Here is a 17,134-nt window from a genome sequence, read left to right as displayed (position 1 = left end):
GGCAACACCTGGGAAAAGGTGCGCGACCACGGTGACGCGCTCATCTCCTCACTGTGGGCCTCAGTCGGCGCGTTCAAGGCGATCACGTTCGGGGTTGCCGGTTCTGCCGACGATCATGATGGGCGTGTTCACCGCCACGGGCGGAAGCATGATCCGCGACGTTCTGATCGGACGCGAACCTGCGGTGTTCGGCAACAATCAGCCAACGGTGGTGCCCGCGATCGCAGGTGCCGTCGTCACGCTCATCGGCGTGAACACGGGCCACCTCGCGCTCGGCGCGGTGGCGGGTCCGCTGACCAGCTTCACCATTTCCATGATCGCCTACTACCGCGACTGGCGCGTGCCCACGTCCCCGCAGTTCGCCCCAGTCAACACCACCGCATCGCAGCTTGCCGCTGCGGCGAAGCGCGGGGTGCACAAGATTGAGCCCGAGCGGGTGCGGGACTGGCGCCACGCCACGCTCAGCCGAGTTCAGGCCCGCGAGCTCAGCGACAACGCGAGTGCCCCCGGCACGCGCGAGGACGCCGAGGCGCGCGTTGCCGCCTACACCGGCGGCAACGGGTTTGGCTTTGACAAAGACGGCACGTCCTACGCCGACTCCGCCCCCGCCGTGGACCAGAAAGAAGTCCAAGAGGGGCTCGTCGAGCTGATCCTGTCCGACCCGGAACTGGCCGGCATACTCGCCATGCACTTGGCCGAGGGCGACGGCAAGCAGAAGCGCGAGCCGCGCTAGTGTGCCTTAAAGCTCCGTGGTGCCGAAGGCCCAGCCGACTCCGAAGGTCACCGCCAGGCCGAGCGCGCCGCCGATAACGAGCCGGAGCACGGCGCGCTTCGGATCTGCGCCGCCGATTCGCGCCGACACCGCTCCCGTGATCGCGAGGGCGAGGAGGGTGACCACGAACGTCACTGGCACCCGCCACGCATCCGGTGGAAGCAACACGGCCGCCAGCGGGAGCAACGCGCCCAGCGAAAACGCGATGAAGGAGGCGATGGCCGCGGACCAGGAGTTGACCAGGTCCTCTTCGTTGATGCCATAGTGGACCTCGAGGTGCGCCTTGAGCGGATCGGCAGCGGTGCGCTCTGTGGCTGCCTGGGTCGCCGTTTCCCGGCTCAGTCCCGTCGCCTCGTAGGCGGCGACAAGGTGGGCGAACTCGCTGTCCGGATCGGCGTTGTGCAGTGCTGTTTCCTTGGCGATGTAGGCGCGCTCGGTATCGCGCTGAGAGGACACGGAGACGTACTCCCCCAGCGCCATCGACACAGCGCCGCCGATGACGGCCGCAATGCCGGCCGTCGCGACCGCCCTGATGTCCGAGGTGGCGCCCGCCACACCGACAACGACGGCCGAAGTGGAGACGATGCCGTCGTTGGCGCCGAGCACTGCGGCGCGCAGCTTGTTGAGTTGTTCGTTCAGGCCCACGCTCGCCGGAGCACCTTGCGTTTCTTTCGTTGACATAGTCGATATCTTGCTCCTGCACCACCATGCGCGCAAGCGTGGAAAGCCTAAGTTTACGCAGGTCATGACGTTCTTCGGTGAGGCTATCCTCACCGGAAGCCATCAATGCGCACCGCAAAGCGCCCCCGGTGTATCTGACGGGCGTAAAGTTCGCCGCAATGCGTACCACACGACGAACTGCGACCCTTCTCGCCTGCGCGACCCTGATCGGCGCGGCCCAACCCGCCGCATGGACCCAGGAGGAATCCACGCCGACGACCTCAGCGCGCGAATCCATGCCGAATACCGACGGCTGCCCGCACGCCACGTGGCCGCCGGAGCCGCGAACGACTTCGGAGGCAGCGGCCGCCGGCAGCCCCACCCCGCTGCCCGTCGGCTACCAGGGCCCGTGCGGCGTGAGCACCCCCGATGGCTTCGCCGTCGGCGAGGAAGTCCTCGCCTCCGCATGGCTGGTTGCGGACCTGGACACCGGAGAGGTTGTGGCGATGAAAGACCCCCACGGCCGTTACCGTCCCGCGTCCATCATCAAAGTGCTCCTCGCGCTCGTGGCTATCGACGAACTACCCCTGGACAAGCAGGTCACCGTTAGCGCTGAATCGGCGAATATGGAAGGGTCCGCGGCGGGCATCGGCGCCGGCGGTGTGTACACGGTCAACGACTTACTCCACGGCCTGCTGATGGCCTCGGGCAACGACACCGCGCACGCCCTGGCACAAGAGCTCGGCGGCGACGAGGCGACTTTACAAAAGGTCAATGCGCTGGCGCAGCAACTCGGCATGAATGACACCCGGGTGGCTACCTACACCGGCCTGGATCGCCCCGGCATGTCGAGCTCCGCGTGGGATATGGCGCTCGCCTACCGCGCTGCGTTTGGCAACGAGACGTTTGCTCGGATCGTCGACACGCAGTCGTATCCCTTCCCCGGTTTCGACGACCTTCCCGGCTTCGAGCTGTGGAACGACAACGCGCTCTACCTCAACGATCCCGAGGGCATCGGCGGCAAGACCGGTTATACCGACGACGCCAACCACACCTTCGTCGGCGCTGTGAACCACGACGGCCGGCGCCTCGTGGCCGTTGTCCTCGACACCACCGTGAACAAGGCCCGAGCCTGGCAGCAAGCACAGCAGCTGCTCCACGAGTCCTACAGGTTTGACCCCGGCACGTCCGTGGCCACGCTCGAGGCTGCTTCCTCCCAGGCGCCTACCGCGTTGCAAACGCCGACGGCCACCGCTGAAGCCCCTGGCGGGGCCGCGGTGGCCGAAGCTCAGGCAGAGCCCTACTCTCGGGCCCGGCCGTGGTTGCCGGTGTTGATTGTGGGCGCGGTTCTCGCCCTTGCCGGCGCTGGGATCATTGCTAGTCGCGCGTTAGCAACGACATCAGGCCGACACCGAGGGCGCCGAGGGCAGCACCGACGCCGATAGCGGTTCCCTTGACCGGCTTGGCCTGGGTCGCGGCAGCCGCGCGCACGTTAATCACTGCGGGCTCAGGCACCTCGGTCTTTTGCATGGCCAGGGATTCCTCGGTGGTTGCGGTCCATGCTGAAACGTAGAGCACCACACGCCAGATGAGGTAGAGCACGACCATCAGCGCGATGATCGGGCCGAAGATCGCGCCGGCCGGGTTTTTCGTGGCGGAGCTGACGATCACGGTGGCGAACTGTTTGATCAGCTCGAAGGCGAAAGCGCCGAGTAGCGCGCCCTTGAGCCCGGAGCGCCACGGCACCTTCGTGCGCGGCATGAAAATGACCAGCCACGCCATCACGAGGAAGTTGGCGAAGATACCCACGGCAAGTCCGATGAGCCAGACGACGAAGCGGGCGCCGGGGAAGTTACCCAGCCCGAAGTGGTCCATGACGTCGCTCGTAAACGACGATGTACCGATCGCGGTCACCGCGAAGGCGAGAATGAACAGGAGGATCAGCCCGATCAGGCCGAGCAGGTCCCACAGCTTCTTCATGATGAAGTTGCCACCCTCGTTGGCGTCGAGCTTCCACATCGCGGAAATGCCGACGCGCAGGTTATTCATCCAGCCAAGACCGGACCACAAAGTGGTGAGCAAACCGATACCGGCGACGGCGCCGCGCTGCGCGATCGCGGAGTCGATTAACTGCGATATCACGCCGCCGACCTCCCCGCCGAGCGAGTTGTCGAGCTGCGTCCGGATCTGCTCGATCAACTCCGGGCGATTAGCAAGAAAGAAACCCATGCCGGCGAAGAGGAGCATGGCGAGCGGGTACAACGCCAGCACCGAGAAGTACGTAATGCCCGCGGAGAGTTGATTTCCCCCTTCCTTGGCAAAGCGCTCGTTCATGCGCAGCAGGTGCGCCACGAACGGGGACTTCTTGGCCACCTTGTCGGCAGGCCCGTTGTCCTGCTGCTTGCTCGCTCGCTCAATGCCCTGCTCGTCCTGGTACGCCTTGCGGGGCGCGGTGGAGGTCGCCATAAGCTGTCCTTCCATGTTCGGGTTTGCTTAATTTTTACCTGTGGGAACACAGTTTAGGGCAAGTTTTGCCAGCGAGTTTGCCAACGGGGTGGCAGCTAGCGGGCGGGAGCGAGGAAGCCAACCCTTTCGTAGACTTCTGCCAGCAGCGGCTCCGAGACCTCGCGGGCGCGCTCGGCGCCGCGGGCGAGGATGCCTTCGAGCTCGGCGCGGTCGGCCATGAGCTCGTCGTAACGCGCGCGCAGCGGGGTGGTGAACGCCTCGAGCGCGTCAGCGGTGTCAACCTTGAGCGCGCCGTAGCCCTGCCCCTCGTAGCCCGCGACCAGGGTGTCGATGTCCGTGCCCGTCAGCGCAGACTGGATCACCAGCAGGTTCGACACCCCCGGCTTGTTGTCCTTGTCGTAGGCGATGACACCGTCATTGTCCGTCACCGCGGACTTGATGCGCTTGGTCGACGTTTTCGGGTCGTCGAGCAGGTTGATCAGGCCCTTCGGGTTTGCCCCGGACTTTGACATCTTGGTGGTCGGGTCCTGCAGGTCGTAGATTTTCGACGCGCCTTCGGGAATGAAGCCCTCGGGCACGACAAAGGTCTCTCCGAAGCGCGAGTTGAAGCGCTCCGCGAGGTTGCGTGTCAGCTCCAGGTGCTGGCGCTGGTCCTCGCCCACCGGCACGAGCTGCGGCGAGTACAGCAGGATGTCGGCGGCCATGAGCACCGGGTAGGTAAACAGGCCGACGGTGGCACGGTCCTGGCCCTGCTTCGCCGCCTTGTCTTTGAACTGCGTCATGCGCGACGCCTCGCCGAACCCGGTCAGGCACTGCAGCACCCAGGTCAGCTCCGCGTGGGCGGGGACATGGGATTGGACGAACAGCGTAGACACGTTCGGGTCAATGCCGAGCGCGATCAGCTGGGCGCAGCCCTTGAGCGTGCGCTCGCGCAGCTCCGCCGGGTCCTGGTCGACCGTGATCGCGTGCAGGTCGGGGATGAAGTAGAACGCGTCGTGGCCGTCCTGCAGGTCGATCCACTGCTTCAGCGCACCGAGGTAGTTGCCCAGGTGGTAGGAATCGGCGGTCGGCTGAATACCGGAGAGAACTCGCTGCTTGTCGGTCATGGTTGGTCATTCTAGCGGTGAGCGTTGACACGCTCAGCCCACGGGTTATATGGTTATCCACATGAGTGGTAAACCCATATACATGCAGATCGCTGATCAGCTCCGCGATCTCATCGCATCCGGGCAACTCGGCCCCGGCGAGCGTGCCCCGTCAACCAATGAGTTGTCCCACTTCCACTCCGTCAACCCCACCACCTCCGCCAAAGCACTCACCGAACTCCAGCAAGAAGGCCTGCTGGAAAAGCGCCGGGGCTTGGGCATGTTCGTGCTACCCACCGCGCGCGAACAAGTCCTGCGCACCCGCCGCGACGCTTTCTACAACACCTTCATCACCCCCCTTGTGCACGAGGCCAAGCAACTTGGCATCTCAACCGAGGAACTCACCGCGATGATCACCCAGGAGAACTCGTAAATGACCATCCACCACTCCCCCGGTATTAGCGCCTTGATCGGCCCCAACGCCGCCGGCAAGACCTACTACCTGCGCTCACTGATCGGCCCCGACGCGGCATATGTCCCCGCGGCCGCCGACGCCCTCTTCGCTGGCCGTACCGTCGCTGACCACATCGCCTGGGCCCGCGAGGCAACACCGCGCGCCGCCCTCACTCTGCCGTTTGACACCTCCACGCGTCTCAGCAAGCTCTCCGTCGGCCAACGGCGCGAGCTCACCTTCGCCCTCGCTCTCGCCGCAGAAAAACCATTGCTTCTTCTCGACGAGCCCTTCGACGGCCTCGACGCAGCCACGCGAGCCCGGCTGCGCAACGACCTGATCGATTTCGTCGCAGCCGACGAAACCCGCGTGGTCATCATGGCGTCGCACCGCAGCGAGGATTTGGCGGGGCTCGCCGACCGCGTCATCCGCGTCTTCGACTGCGATATCTCGCAGCCGCTGCTGCTTGACGACGCCCGGACATCATTTCCGGTGCTCACGGGGCGTAAAGAGGACGTCGACAAGCTGATCGCGGGCCGCGACGTGATTGCTGCCCAGTCCCTGGGGCCGACGCTTCGCGCGCAGCTCGCCGAACCCTGTGATGGCGCCGACGGCATCGAGCTGAGCTACCCGAACGACACCGAACTCATCGACCTGCTTGCTACCCGAAAGGCCTAACACCGTTATGAAGCTCTTCCTCGGTCCCCACAGTTTCCTCCTCACCATTGGCGTCATCGCACTGGCCGCGGCGGCGGGCGCAGCAGGCCGCTTCTACGCCGGCGACGGCACGACGTGGACACTCCTGTCCGCAATTGTGCTCTCCGGGCTGACTGCCTACTTCGCCGACAAGTGGGCAACGCTCAACCAGCTCGGGGCGAGCTACGGCCGCTGGCTCGGCGGTGCGGCCGTCTTCAGCGCGATCAGCGCGGTCATCCTGACGGCAGCAAACGTCGTCGCCGGCCAGGTGATGTGGACGAACAACCCCTGGTACCGGCTTTACGACGTCCTGCTGATCACCCAGGGCGACACCCCGTTTGTCGACACCAACGGCGAGCCCTACATGGTGGACAACGCCGGCCAGAACGCCACGACGATCACGCTGACCGTGCTTCTCACCTTTGCCCTCTTCGTCGTCGCGGCGATGGTGGGCATCGCCACCGGGATTGCCGGCAGGAACCGCGGGGCGTTTGCAATCCTCATGGCCGCCACTGTGATCGGTGGCCTAGTGGCCGGATTTACCTACGCGGCGTTGACCGAGACGGTGGAGATCGGCGGCGACATAATTCCACGAACCGCACCCAACGCGGGGTCGATCGCGCTCGCCGCTGTCTTGACCGCACTTGCCCTTGGCGCCGCCTGGGTGATTGCGCGCGCCCCGCGGTTTATCCGCTAACCCCTTGCTGTTGCCCTTGCGCTTGTGGCGCACGGGCGCTTGCTCCGCGACCATGCGCACCTTGCGGTAAACGCGCCGCGCACCGGGAATCTTGCGCCCGCGGTTGCGCACGAAGGTGGCCAGCTCATCTCTGGGGTCGATCTGCGCCGCTCTTTCCTCGTCGTAGTCGAAGATCGGCAGCGACCACCTGAACCGGAGCGACAGCAGGCGCGTGACAAACACGAAGATCACGGACACGATCGTGACAATCCATTCCGGCAATCCGACTGTCATCAGCCCCATGTAAACCACTGTGCCTAGCACCGCGATCGAGGCGTAGAGCTCCTCACGAAAGACCAGCGGAACCCGGCCGGAGAGGATGTCTCGCATCACACCACCAGACACACCCGTGGTCACGGCTGCCACGGCAGCGATGATGAACCCGTGCCCGAGCGAAAGCGCGGTCTGCACACCGAGCACCACGAACGCCGCGAGGCCGACGGCATCGGCGACGAGGAAGAACTTGCGCAGCTGGTACATCAGCCAGTTGATCCGCACGGTCACCACGGACGCAATTACCGTCGCCAGCAAGAAGCGCGGCTCGTCGACCCAGGTCAACGGGTAGTTACCCAAGATGACGTCGCGCACGGTGCTACCGCCGAGCGCGGTCAGCGCACCGAGAGTGATCACCCCGAACAAGTCCAAGCGCACGCGCCCGGCGGCAACGGCGGCTGTCATGGATTCGGCAATGATGCCGATGACAAACAGCGTGGTCAACAGCTCGGGCATGCTCACGCCGAGCATTTTTAACGACTCCACTGGGGCTTAAGCGTACTCGACCATCAGCGGCGAGTGATCGGACCAGCGCTGCTCCACCGTCGGCACCTTTTCCACCCACGTGTGCTGGGCGCGCTCGAGCATCGCCGCTGTCGCCGCCTGGACGTCGATACGCCATCCCGCGTCGTTGTTGAACGCCTGGCCGCGGAAGGTCCACCAGGTGTACGGTGCGGATTCGGGCTCGAGTCGCCGCGCGACGTCGAACCACTTCGGGTCCGCATTCGCTTGCCGACGCCCCGTCGACGCGTAATCCACCGCGCCCGCCCAGGAGTGGAGCGATTTCGCTTCCAGGTCCTGAGCCTCATCGTCCGGAAAGACGCCGAACACGGCGTCCATGAACGCGCGCTCGTCGGGGAGGAACCCGGACTTCTTGTGGTTGGTCTTCCAGTTCTTCAGGTCCTCGCGGCGGTGGCAGATGTTCCAATCCCCGCCAATGACCATGTTCGGATGCTCGCTCGCCCAAGACTCCAGCAGCGGCTCGAACGAATCGAGGAAGCGGTACTTCTCGTCCTGCTTCTCCGTGCCCGCCGAACCGGAAGGAAGGTAGAGCGACGCGACGCGGACGTCGTCAAGCGTGCCGGCGATGAACCTGCCGGAATCCTCGAAGGATGTGATGCCTATCTCCACGTCCTCCAACTGTGACCTGCTCAAAATTCCCACGCCCGCACGACCCTTCGCACCGGGGGCTTCGGCGGGGGCGACCACGAGGTGCCAGCCCGCCTCCAGCGCGGGGGCGAGTACCGCGCGCGCCTGGTCCACGCTGGCACGAACCTCCTGCATAAGAACGACGTCGGCAGTGGTCGTTTCCAGCCACGCGAGCATTCCGGGGTTCAACTCGTTGCGGACCTTGGTGGCGGCGCGGATGCCGTTGACATTGACAGACGCGATCGTGAGACTCATGCGTGTCACCCTAGCAATGTCATCGGCGGGCAACTTCACCGTCGTTTCCGCCCAACATTGGTATTCTGAGTGCTTGGATAATTAAGTAATAGTTAGAGGAGCAAAATAGTGGCTACCATCATCTGGACACGCACCGACGAAGCACCGCTGCTTGCGACCTACTCGCTGCTGCCGATCGTCACGGCATTCGCCACCAACGCGGGAGTCAACGTGGAAGCACGCGACATCTCCGTTGCAGGTCGCATCCTGTCCCTGTTCCCGGAGCGCGTGAAGGATGACAAGTACGCCCACGACGCCCTCGCCGAGCTCGGTGACCTGGCGAACCGCCCGGAAGCGAACATCATCAAACTGCCCAACATCTCGGCATCGCTGGTGCAGCTGAAGAAGGCGATCGCTGAGCTGCAGGCCAAAGGCTTCGAACTCCCCGACTACCCGGATAACCCCACCACCGCCGAGGAGCACGACATCCGCGCGCGCTACGACTCGGTCAAGGGCTCCGCAGTCAACCCGGTGCTGCGCCAGGGCAACTCCGATCGCCGCGCGCCCGAGGCAGTGAAGAACTACACGCGCAAGCACCCCCACTCCATGGGCGAGTGGTCCTCCGACTCCAAAACCAATGTGGTCACGATGCAGTCCGGTGACTTCCGCGACAACGAGCAGTCCGTGATCATGCCGGCCGACGACACGCTGCGCATCGAGCTGGTCAAGGCCGACGGCTCTGTCGACGTGCTGCGCGAAGCCCTGCCCGTGCTCGCCGGCGAGGTCGTCGACGCGACCTTCATGTCCGCCAAGGCCCTCGACGAGTTCCTGCTCAAGGCCGTCGCCCGCGCCAAGGAGGAGGGCGTGCTGTTTTCCGCGCATCTCAAGGCCACCATGATGAAGGTCTCCGACCCCATCATGTTCGGCCACGTAGTACGCGCGTACTTCCACGACGTATTCGAGGCCCACGGTGAGGAACTTCTCGCCGCGGGCCTCAATGGCGAAAACGGTCTCGGCGCCATCCTCGACGGGCTGTCCCAGCTCGACAACGGTGAGGAGATCCGCGCCGCCATTGACAAAGCGCTCGCCGACGGCCCCGATCTCGCCATGGTCAACTCCGCCAAGGGCATCACCAACCTGCACGTACCCTCCGACGTCATCGTCGACGCCTCGATGCCGGCGATGATCCGCACCTCCGGCCACATGTGGAACGCCGAGGACCAGGAGCAGGACACCCTGGCCACCATCCCCGATTCCTCTTACGCCGGCATCTACCAGGTCGTGATCGACGACTGCCGGAAGAACGGCGCCTTCGACCCGACCACGATGGGCACCGTGCCCAATGTCGGCCTGATGGCACAAAAGGCCGAGGAGTACGGCTCCCACAACAAGACGTTCAAGATCCCGGCCGACGGCACCGTACGCATGGTCAACTCCGCCGGCGAGACGCTGATGGAGCACGAGGTGGAGACCGGCGACATTTGGCGCGCCTGCCAGACCAAGGACGCCCCGATCCGCGACTGGGTCCGTCTCGCGGTGAGCCGCGCGCGCAAGTCCGGCATGAAGACCATCTTCTGGCTCGACGAGTCGCGCGCCCACGACCGCAACCTGATCGGCCTGGTGAACAAGTACCTCGGCGAGCACGACACCGACGGCCTCGACATCTCGATCGCCTCGCCCGTCGAGGCGACCAAGATCACGGTTGAGCGCCTGCGTCAGGGCAAGGACACAATCTCGGTGACCGGCAACGTACTGCGCGACTACAACACCGACCTGTTCCCCATCCTCGAGCTGGGCACGTCGGCAAAGATGCTCTCCATCGTTCCGCTCATGGCGGGCGGCGGGTTGTTCGAAACCGGTGCCGGCGGGTCCGCGCCGAAGCACGTCCAGCAGCTTGAGGCCGAGAACCACCTGCGCTGGGATTCGCTCGGCGAGTTCCTCGCGCTGGCAGAGTCACTGCGCCTCGCTGCCGACCAGGGCAACCCCAAGGCCGACGTGCTTGCCGACGCCCTGGACAAGGCCACCGAAGAAGTACTGATCCAGGGACACTCACCGTCGCGCAAGGTCGGCGAGATCGACAACCGCGGCTCCCACTTCTACCTCGCCCTTCACTGGGCCGAGGAGCTGGCGAAGCAGACGCAGGACGCCGAGCTCGCGCAGTACTTCGCGCCGGTGGCGCAGAAGCTGCGCGAGAACGAGGAGAAGATCGCCACCGAGCTACTCGCCCCGCAGGGCAGCGCTGGCGACATCGGCGGCTACTACCTGCCGGACGACGTGAAGGCCTTCAAGGTGATGCGCCCGTCGGCAACCCTGAACGAGATCATCGATTCGATGGTGGCCCGGGGCTAGCCACTCTCGGTGGTTTTTCCAGCGGGGCCCACATTCTTTCCTTTGTGCAGATGCTGACCAGTACATGCTTGTCAGTCGAGAAAGCTGACTTGGTCCACGCTCCCGCACTCGACTAACAAGCAAGTGCTGGTCAGCATCTGCCTCGGCGGGGCGCATGACACGGGCGGTTGAGAGGGATGCGGGCCCCTTGGCTGTCAACGCGACCTACGATTCGCGAGCGTCGAGGTAACCTCCGCCACGAAGGCCGCAGGGTCACGAAGCAGGTCCGCCGGGGAGTAACGAAGGAAGACATACCCCAGGTTGGCGATGGTCTTTTGGCGGTTGAACTCGCTTTGTCTAACCCGTTCTGCGTCAGCCCCTGAGTACTTCGATGCGCCATCGATTTCCACAACCAGCCAACCGTCGACAAGCAGATCAACCCGGTACCCCTCGATTTTGACCTGGGTTTGTATTCCGGTGACGCAGGCGTCGATAAGCAGCCCTCGGGCGAGTGACTCGAACGGGGAATCGGAGATGGCAACGCTGTGATGTATGCAGCGACGCACCGTCGCCACGCCCTTGAACCGGCCCATCGGGCGAAGGTGCTCGGCGACGACGCTGAGCTCAATGCCGCGGAAACGAAGACAATCAATGGCCACAAGGCCTTCGAGGAAACCGTGGTAGCGCGCGATATCGGCGAAGGTCCTGACGAGGACGGTGACCCGAATCCCCTGGACCTCAGAAATATGCTCCGCCGGAATAGGTGAATATCGGAACTGGACGCTGGTGGAAGCGCGCCTGCTCGGCGATGCGCTGCGCGAGGGAAGCGCCACCTCAATCTTCTCGTCTCCGAGGGGTACCACCCACATGCCGCAAACTCGCGCCGCCGACCTGCCAATGAGGATTCCGCTGCGGTTCGACCAACCGATTGCCAACGCCTCCAGCAGGCGCTGTTCATGCGGCCTCAGTTTTTCAAACTTCGCGCGCGAGAACACTAGCTGGTCACCGAGCGGAACCACCCCGCCGGACACAGATCGGAATCCATCGGCAGTGCGCAGATTCACCAACTCGCTGCGCAACCTACGCACGAGAAAACCGTGCTGCGAGACGACAAAAGGATTTTCACGATCAACACCCATGCACTATTAGGCTGTCGAGATGTGCCAACGGTTCCACTCTGCATTTATATTCACGTAAACAGACAGGTCACTACGCAATATAGACAGCTTGGTTCACAACTGCGTACGGCACGGATACATTGGCCACATGACCAAGTACGACAACTCCGATCCGCAGTCGTGGGCTTTCGAGACCCGCGCGATCCACGCCGGGCAGCAACTCGACTCCGACTTCAAGGCTCGCAACCAGCCGCTCTACCTGACCACCTCCTACGTCTTTGACGACGCCGCGCACGCCGAGGCCAGGTTCAACCTTTCCGACCCAGGCCCCATTTACACCCGCCTGACCAACCCGACCCAGCAGGCTCTCGAGGACCGCCTCGCCAGCCTCGAGGGCGGCGTGGCAGCGGTGGCGTTCGCCTCCGGCATGGCCGCAGAGACCGCCGCGATTACCAACCTCGCCTCCGCGGGTGACCACATCGTGACCTCTCCCCGCCTCTACGGCGGCACGGAGACACTCTTCGAGGTCACGCTGCCACGTCTCGGCATCGAGGTGACCTTCGTCGACAACCCCGACGACCCGCAGTCCTGGGCGCAGGCCGTCCAGCCCAACACGCGGGCGTTTTACGGCGAGACCTTCGGAAACCCAATCGCGGACGTGCTCGACATTCCCGCCGTCGCCGAAGTCGCTCACTCCCACCAGGTGCCGCTGATCGTGGACAACACGATGGCCACCGCCGCCATCGCTCGCCCGCTTGAGCTCGGCGCGGACATCGTCGTGGTCTCCACCACGAAGTTCTACACCGGCAACGGCGCCGCCATCGGCGGCGCGCTAATCGACGGCGGGCGCTTCGACTGGACGGTCACCCGCGACGGCGCACCGGTCTTCCCGTACTTCGTCACCCCCGACCCCGCCTACCACGGCCTGAAGTACGCCGACTTGGGCGAGGCGGCCTTCGCGCTCAAGGCGCGCGCCGGCATTTTGCGCGACACGGGCGCGGCGATCTCACCCTTTAACGCGTGGGTGGCGCTGCAGGGGCTGGATACGCTGAGTCTGCGCGTCGAGAAGCATAATGCGAACGCGCTGGAGGTCGCGCAGTTCCTTGCCGGCAACGACAAGGTGGCCAAGGTCAACTTCGCCGGGCTTGAGTCGAGCCCCTACTACGCGGTGAAGGAGAAACTGGGCCTGAAGTACACCGGCTCGGTGCTCTCTTTCGACCTGGCCGGTGACCCGAACGACCGCAACGCGGCGTGGGCGTTCATCGATGCCCTGAAGCTGCACTCGAACCTCGCCAATATCGGCGACGTCCGCTCGCTCGTCGTCCACCCGGCCTCGACGACACACTCCCAGTCGAGCGAGGCAGGCCTTGCGCGCGCCGGCATCACGCAGGCGACGGTGCGCCTGAGCGTGGGCATCGAAAACGTCGGAGACATCATCGTCGACCTCGAGCGCGGCTTCGCGGCGGTGTAGCGATACCCTTGACTGCTATGACCTCCACACCCCCGCTCACCGGAGACGGTGCACTGCGCGTCGTGCCGATCGGCGATGTCGCCACGGAAGCCGGCGCTGTCATCGCGGGCGCCGAAATCGCTTACCAGGCCTGGGGCGAGTTTCGTGGTGACGCCTACGGGGCGAACAACATTCTGCTCGTCGAACACGCCTTGACCGGCGACTCGAACGCGGCCGAGTGGTGGTGTGAGGTGATCGGCCCCGGCAAGGCGCTGGACACCGATACCTGGTGCGTGGTGTGCACCAACGCTCTGGGCAGCTGCTACGGCTCCACCGGGCCGGCGAGCCCTCACCCCGACGGGGGCCGCTGGGGCTCGCGCTTCCCCGCCATCTCCATCAGGGACCAGGTCGCCGCTGAAAAACAGTTCCTGGACGCCCTGGGCATCGGGCGCGTGCGCGCCGTGCTCGGTGGTTCCATGGGCGGTGCCCGCACGCTCGAATGGACGTTGATGTACCCCGAAAGGGTGGACTACGCGTGCGTGCTCGCGGTCTCGGCTCGCTCGAGCGCGTGGCAGATCGGGATCCAAACAGCGCAATTGTCGGCGATCACCCGCGACCCCGACTGGCACGGAGGCGACTACTACGACCAGCCGAACGGCCCCGACGCCGGCCTCGCCGCGGCGCGGCGCATCGCGCATCTGACGTACCGCGGCGAGCTGGAGATCGACGAACGCTTCGGCACCTCCGCCCAGGCCGGCGAGAACCCGCTCGGCCCCTACCGCCTCGACGACCAGCGATTCGCGGTGCAGAGCTACCTCGACCACCAGGGGATAAAGCTCGTCGAGCGTTTCGACGCCGGCAGCTACGTGGCCCTGACCGAAACGCTCAACCGCCACGACGTCGGGCGCGGCCGCGGCGGGCTGAACAAGGCCCTGGCCAGCTCGAAGGTGCCCACCATGATCGTCGGCGTGGACACCGACATTCTCTACCCCTACCACCAGCAGGAGCACTTGAGCCGCAACCTGGGCAACCTGCTGGCGATGTCGAAGCTGTCCAGCCCCGTCGGCCACGACGCCTTTCTCGTTGAGGCGCGCCAGATGGACATCATCTTGCGCAAGTTCATCGCGCTGTCGGAGCAAACCCCCTCACCGCACGACTTCGCGGCGCGCAGCGGGGCGTACGACATCTAACTCCCCAGCGCATCCACCGACCAAGCCAGCCACATCATGGCGGCGCCGAGAGCGGTGGTGAAGAAGGCGTCGAAGCGCTTCGAGCGCACGGCGACTAGCCCAATGACGCGGGAATCGCAGGTCAGGCGCATGAGCGTGAGCCACAGCATCGCAGCGCCCAGGGTGAAGGTGGCGCGGCGCCAGTGCTCGGTGGCGGAGAAGAGTCCGGAGGCGACGAAGCCCACCACGAATACCGCCACCATCGCTCGCTGCACCGCGACGGGCAGTGTGGAGGGGGCGTTGTTGACGTCGTGGGGGTTATCCAGCAAGTGCTTCGGCACGCTCCACGATGTTTCGCACCAGGAAGGTGCGGGTCATGGGGCCCACGCCACCGGGGTTCGGGGAGACCCAGCCTGCCTTGCCCCACACGTCGGGGTGGACGTCGCCGACCGTTTTACCGTCGACACGCGAGACACCGACGTCGAGCACCGCGGCGCCCTCCTTGACCATGTCGGCGGTAATCATGTGCGGCTTGCCGGCGGCGGCGATGATCACGTCGGCCCGGCGCGTCTCCGTCGCGAGGTCTTTCGTTCCGGTGTGGCAGAGCACCGTGGTGGCGTTGGTCGCCTTCGTGGTCAGCATCAGCGAGATCGGCCGGCCCACGGTGACACCGCGGCCGATGACGCAGACGATTGCACCGTTTAGCTCCACGCCGAAGCGTTCGAGCAGCTTGATGGAGCCGTTCGGGGTGCACGGCAGCGGCGCGGGCTCATTCAGCACCAGCTTGCCCAGGTTGACCGGATGCAGGCCGTCGGCGTCCTTGTCCGGGTCGATGAGCCCCAGAACACGGTTCTCATCCAGGTGCTTCGGCAGCGGGAGCTGGACGATGTAGCCGGTGACGGCCGGGTCGTTGTTCAGGGCGTCGATAAGCGCACCAAGCTCTGCTTGGGAGGTGTCGCCGGGCAGCACCTTCATGATGGAGGCGATGCCGAGCTCAGCGCAGTCCTTGTGCTTCATGCGCACGTAGTTCTGGCTCGCGGGGTCCTCGCCGACGAGAACCGTGGCCAGACCCGGGGTGATCCCCCTGTCCTTGAGCGCACTGACGCGCTTCTTCAGGTCCTCGAAGATCTCGTCGCGGTAGAGCTTTCCGTCCAATTTGATCGCAGTCACGGCCCCCATCCTAGACTTATGGCCCGTGGCGCACCTGCATGTCATCTTTGATAACCCGGTCATCCCGCCGAACACCGGCAACGCGATCCGCATGTGTGCGGGCTCGGGGGCGACGCTGCATCTCGTCGAGCCGCTCGGCTTCACCCTGGACGAAAAGCACCTACGCCGCGCCGGGCTGGACTACCACGACCTGGCCAACGTGATCATCCACCCGGACCTGGACGCGTGCCTGGCGGCGCTGACCGGCTCGCGCGTCTTCGCGTTTACTACCCAGGCCTCCGCGTACTTCCACGAGATCGCCTACGAGCGCGGCGACGCCCTCCTCTTCGGCACCGAACCAACCGGCCTGCCGGAAAGCCACGCGCACCACCCCCGCGTGACCGAGCGCGTGCGCATCCCCATGCTGCCCGGCCGGCGCTCGATGAACCTGTCCAACTCGGCGGCCGTGGCCACCTACGAGGCGTGGCGCCAGCTGGGCTTTCCCGGCGGGGTGTGACTCACCCCGGCAGGTTTCGCGCACGCAGCTTATCGACGAGCTCCCGCGCGTGATCCTCCTCCAGATCGCGCACCGTCGCTTTGACCGGCCCCGGCACGAGGTCGAGACGCACGTGCGCCAGGCGGAGCCAGCGCTGCACCGGGCCTTGGGTGTACGTCAGCTCCTGGATGTGCGGGATCTCCACGAACACGTAGCGCCGCGAGACCGCTCCATAGGTGACCACGGCGACGCCCCCTTCCAGCGTGACGGTCTGCCGCTTCCAATCCACCGGCGAGACCCAGCGTGCGCGCCGCGGGGAGCGCATGCCCACCTCGGCGGTGGCGGGGTCGGGCGCCGGGCACGGTGCCGTGCACGGTGCCGGGCTCAGTGCCGCGACCACCTCGAGGGCCTGCTCCAGCGAGCCGACCGGCAGAAGCGTCAGCGTGCCCGCGCGCGCACCGGTGGTGGCGTAGCCGGCCACGTTGACCGTGACCTCCCACCAGCCGAGCGGGCGCCACAGTACCGGCTGGGATAGCTTGACCGCGTGGATGCGGTCCAGCGGAACCGCTTGCCTCCGGCGGTTGGCGAGGCCGTAGGTGAGGTTCACCACGCCGCTATCCAGCGTCGAGCTAAACCGCCACGACTGGTCCACCATCCGCCAGATCACCGGCAACACGCCAACGAGAACCGGCACCGCAGCGGCCACGGAAACACTCGTGAGCAGGGAAATGACCGTCCAGGCGGCGGCGGCGACCGTGGTCAGCCGCAGAGCCGTGCCAATGAGCGAGCGGCGGATGGGGATGGGCGCGACAAGGTAGTCCTCCTGCGCCGCCGCGCCACCGCCGGCGGAACCCGCGGCGCGCAGTATCTCCTCACGCACTTGCTCCGCCTCGCGCCGTGGC

Annotated in this window: 17 protein-coding genes; 8 read left to right on the top strand and 9 right to left on the bottom strand. The window is 65.3% G+C overall.

Translation table 11 applies throughout. From position 1 onward, the window contains the following. Nucleotides 1–94: 94 nt before the first annotated feature. A complete protein-coding gene (locus HMPREF0298_RS12895; RefSeq protein WP_006839551.1) occupies nt 95–733 on the top strand; it encodes a trimeric intracellular cation channel family protein in 639 nt (212 codons plus the stop codon). Nucleotides 734–739: 6 nt separating this feature from the next. Here the strand turns inward: HMPREF0298_RS12895 and HMPREF0298_RS02660 are convergent, their stop codons facing one another. Continuing rightward, complete coding sequence (locus tag HMPREF0298_RS02660; protein WP_006839550.1) at nt 740–1,453, bottom strand: VIT1/CCC1 transporter family protein; 714 nt, start codon at nt 1,451–1,453, stop codon at nt 740–742. A 158-nt stretch (nt 1,454–1,611) separates the two neighbouring features. Between HMPREF0298_RS02660 and HMPREF0298_RS02655 the strand changes: the two genes are divergently transcribed. Further along, nucleotides 1,612–2,877: a D-alanyl-D-alanine carboxypeptidase family protein gene (locus HMPREF0298_RS02655; protein ID WP_006839549.1), complete on the top strand. Its 1,266-nt coding sequence runs from the start codon at nt 1,612–1,614 to the stop codon at nt 2,875–2,877. Here HMPREF0298_RS02655 and HMPREF0298_RS02650 read toward each other — a convergent pair. Further along, a complete protein-coding gene (locus tag HMPREF0298_RS02650) occupies nt 2,810–3,898 on the bottom strand; it encodes a YhjD/YihY/BrkB family envelope integrity protein (RefSeq protein ID WP_040422199.1) in 1,089 nt (362 codons plus the stop codon). The two genes, HMPREF0298_RS02655 and HMPREF0298_RS02650, sit on opposite strands and share 68 nt — an antisense overlap. Before the next feature lie 95 nt (nt 3,899–3,993). Beyond that, nucleotides 3,994–5,004, bottom strand: a complete 1,011-nt coding sequence (gene trpS / locus HMPREF0298_RS02645) for a tryptophan--tRNA ligase (protein WP_006839547.1) — start codon at nt 5,002–5,004, stop codon at nt 3,994–3,996. A 61-nt stretch (nt 5,005–5,065) separates the two neighbouring features. Here trpS and HMPREF0298_RS02640 point away from each other — a divergent pair, with 61 nt between their 5' ends. Together HMPREF0298_RS02640 and HMPREF0298_RS02635 are read left to right on the top strand one after the other, a co-directional pair. Next, a complete protein-coding gene (locus tag HMPREF0298_RS02640; protein ID WP_050758261.1) occupies nt 5,066–5,416 on the top strand; it encodes a GntR family transcriptional regulator in 351 nt (116 codons plus the stop codon). Then, nucleotides 5,417–6,112 (top strand): ATP-binding cassette domain-containing protein, encoded by a 696-nt coding sequence (locus tag HMPREF0298_RS02635; RefSeq protein ID WP_006839545.1) that lies wholly within the window; start codon nt 5,417–5,419, stop codon nt 6,110–6,112. Between the two features lie 544 nt (nt 6,113–6,656). Here HMPREF0298_RS02635 and HMPREF0298_RS02630 read toward each other — a convergent pair. Next, on the bottom strand, nt 6,657–7,595 hold the full coding sequence (locus HMPREF0298_RS02630; RefSeq protein ID WP_169304955.1) for a trimeric intracellular cation channel family protein: 939 nt from the start codon (nt 7,593–7,595) through the stop codon (nt 6,657–6,659). Between the two features lie 36 nt (nt 7,596–7,631). After that, on the bottom strand, nt 7,632–8,543 hold the full coding sequence (locus tag HMPREF0298_RS02625; protein ID WP_006839542.1) for an exodeoxyribonuclease III: 912 nt from the start codon (nt 8,541–8,543) through the stop codon (nt 7,632–7,634). A gap of 108 nt (nt 8,544–8,651) precedes the next feature. Between HMPREF0298_RS02625 and HMPREF0298_RS02620 the strand changes: the two genes are divergently transcribed. Then, nucleotides 8,652–10,871 carry an NADP-dependent isocitrate dehydrogenase gene (locus HMPREF0298_RS02620; protein ID WP_006839541.1) on the top strand — a complete coding sequence of 740 codons (2,220 nt, stop codon included), beginning with the start codon at nt 8,652–8,654 and terminating at the stop codon, nt 10,869–10,871. Nucleotides 10,872–11,065: 194 nt separating this feature from the next. Here the strand turns inward: HMPREF0298_RS02620 and HMPREF0298_RS02615 are convergent, their stop codons facing one another. Beyond that, complete coding sequence (locus HMPREF0298_RS02615) at nt 11,066–11,719, bottom strand: endonuclease domain-containing protein (protein WP_169304951.1); 654 nt, start codon at nt 11,717–11,719, stop codon at nt 11,066–11,068. A gap of 397 nt (nt 11,720–12,116) precedes the next feature. Between HMPREF0298_RS02615 and HMPREF0298_RS02610 the strand changes: the two genes are divergently transcribed. Beyond that, entirely contained in the window at nt 12,117–13,439 is a 1,323-nt protein-coding gene (locus tag HMPREF0298_RS02610; protein ID WP_006839539.1) for an O-acetylhomoserine/O-acetylserine sulfhydrylase, read from the top strand. 17 nt (nt 13,440–13,456) lie between these two features. Further along, complete coding sequence (gene metX, locus HMPREF0298_RS02605) at nt 13,457–14,608, top strand: homoserine O-acetyltransferase MetX (protein ID WP_006839538.1); 1,152 nt, start codon at nt 13,457–13,459, stop codon at nt 14,606–14,608. Here the strand turns inward: metX and HMPREF0298_RS02600 are convergent. Continuing rightward, entirely contained in the window at nt 14,605–14,928 is a 324-nt protein-coding gene (locus HMPREF0298_RS02600; RefSeq protein WP_040422196.1) for a DUF3017 domain-containing protein, read from the bottom strand. The two genes, metX and HMPREF0298_RS02600, sit on opposite strands and share 4 nt — an antisense overlap. Beyond that, entirely contained in the window at nt 14,906–15,757 is an 852-nt protein-coding gene (locus HMPREF0298_RS02595; RefSeq protein WP_211205412.1) for a bifunctional methylenetetrahydrofolate dehydrogenase/methenyltetrahydrofolate cyclohydrolase, read from the bottom strand. Before HMPREF0298_RS02595 ends, HMPREF0298_RS02600 begins: the two co-directional genes overlap by 23 nt. A 25-nt stretch (nt 15,758–15,782) precedes the next feature. On the opposite strand from HMPREF0298_RS02595, the gene HMPREF0298_RS02590 reads away from it, so the two are divergent. After that, entirely contained in the window at nt 15,783–16,253 is a 471-nt protein-coding gene (locus tag HMPREF0298_RS02590) for a tRNA (cytidine(34)-2'-O)-methyltransferase (protein ID WP_040422195.1), read from the top strand. A 1-nt stretch (nt 16,254) separates the two neighbouring features. Here HMPREF0298_RS02590 and HMPREF0298_RS02585 read toward each other — a convergent pair. Then, on the bottom strand, nt 16,255–17,134 hold an 880-nt coding region (locus HMPREF0298_RS02585), incomplete at its 5' end, for a PH domain-containing protein (protein ID WP_006839534.1).

The organism is Corynebacterium lipophiloflavum DSM 44291 (assembly GCF_000159635.1).
GTDB lineage: Bacteria > Actinomycetota > Actinomycetes > Mycobacteriales > Mycobacteriaceae > Corynebacterium > Corynebacterium lipophiloflavum.
The sequence above is the reverse complement of the archived record's forward strand: the minus strand, read 5'-3'. Positions and strand labels throughout refer to the sequence as shown.